At 57.2% G+C, this 1,596-nt stretch carries 2 protein-coding genes and 1 pseudogene; all 3 read right to left on the bottom strand.

Annotation, left to right across the window (positions count from 1 at the left end; genetic code table 11):
* Positions 1 to 522, bottom strand: a 522-nt coding sequence (locus ABX749_RS32285) for a response regulator transcription factor (protein WP_372899659.1), incomplete at its 3' end; no start/stop codon positions are given.
* On the bottom strand, positions 519 to 1,202 hold the full coding sequence (locus tag ABX749_RS32280) for an acyltransferase family protein (protein WP_372899658.1): 684 nt from the start codon (positions 1,200 to 1,202) through the stop codon (positions 519 to 521). The genes ABX749_RS32280 and ABX749_RS32285, both read right to left, overlap by 4 nt.
* 150 nt (positions 1,203 to 1,352) lie before the next feature.
* Positions 1,353 to 1,596 (bottom strand): annotated as a pseudogene (locus tag ABX749_RS32275) (serine/threonine protein kinase); the annotation flags it as partial.

The raw sequence follows: 1,596 nt of genomic DNA, 5'->3' as shown, positions 1-1,596 counted from the left end.
GCGGCGGGCCAGGTATTCGATCAAGTCGAATTCGGCGGTCGTCAACTCGATCGGTTGATCGCCGACCACGACGCTGCGGCTGCCCAGGCTGATGCTCAGGTCACCGACAACGATGTCCGCCGGTTTGGTGCTCGAATCCGCAGGGTGCAAGTCGAATCGACGAAGGTGAATTTTTAGGCGTGCCAGCAGGGCGTTGGGACGCACGGGTTTACTCATGAAGTCATCCGCCCCGGCTTCCAATGCGACGACTTCATCCAGTTCCTCCCCCCGCGCGGTGAGCACGATGATCGGACCTTTGAAATGTGATCTGACACTCTTGCAAACACTGAATCCGTCCGTCCCCGGAAGCCCGATGTCCAAGATGACCGCATCGTAGGCTTCGGATGAGATTCGCCGGATCGCCGACAAACCGTTGGCCTCGATCGCGACGTGGTATCCCTTGCCGGTCAAGAAATCCTTCATCATGCCGGACAATTCGGCATCGTCTTCGACGAGCAGCAAATGATGGAGGGTGTCACTCATGCGACATTTCCTTCGGCCGGTTGAGGGCGTTCGGCGGTTGTGATGGGTTTAGCGTTCATTGCGTCTGGCGCGGCTTTGGGACGAATCCGTTTGCCATTCAATAACGTTCCGATGGGCGTGTAGCGGATGAAAAGCTGATAGCTGAGCAGTAGCAGGGCGCTCGTGACCACGCAAACGATCAGGAATTTCAAAAACGGCGACAGCGAATAATCACGAACCCAGTACTGTGCGTAAATGATAAGCGCGATGTGAGCCAAATACAGCCAGTAGGATGAATCGGACAAGTAACGCATGGTTTTGCTCTCCCGCGAGAGCACCTGTCGAAACACGCCCATCATGCCAAACGTCATCAACCAGGCGTAACTGGCTTGGACAAAAAGAGACGCGATCTTGCCGAGTCCTTCGTACTGCGAAGAAATCGCCAGTCCGATCGGGAACAGCACGAGCAACGAAACGAGGACCGCGAGCCAGGATCGCCAGCCGGCCGGTTCGACGTGGCCTTGCAGTCCGGTCGCATCAAAGTAGATCGCGCCGAACCCGAAAAACACGGCGTAATACGCCAGCACCGACGGCATCGGTAACAGTCCGATCGAGGTGTCTGGTCCGAAGCCCGCCCCGTACGGCGACATGAATGCTTGGGGAATCATCGTCAACGGGATCAGCCATGCGTAACGATACACGGACGCGGAGAGCCAGCGTGCCGGGCAATGCCCAACAACATCGCGATCGCACGGAGCGCATCAAGATCATGTCGTCGCGGGATCGAAGGAGCGGGCGTGGTCGACATGTTGACACAACGATTCGGGTTGGAAGCGGCGCGAGGGGCGAATCTATTTTTCGTCGTTGGTGATGCAAACCAGTTTCGTCAACGTGCGAATCAGCAACCGCCCGTCGGCAATGCTCGGCGTCGCGATGCAAAGTTCGTCGAGCGGATTGGTGTGTAGGATTTCAAAGTCGCGGCCCGCTTGGACCACGTACGTCAATCCGTCTTCGCTGAGACAAAAGACTTTGCCGTCATACGCCCAAGGCGATGCGGTGAACGAACCCGACGGTGAGAACCGACGTTTCCCATAG

Source organism: Stieleria sp., assembly GCF_041595215.1.
GTDB lineage: Bacteria > Planctomycetota > Planctomycetia > Pirellulales > Pirellulaceae > Stieleria > Stieleria magnilauensis.
Note: the sequence above shows the minus strand (reverse complement) of the source record. Positions and strands in the feature narration are given on the sequence as shown.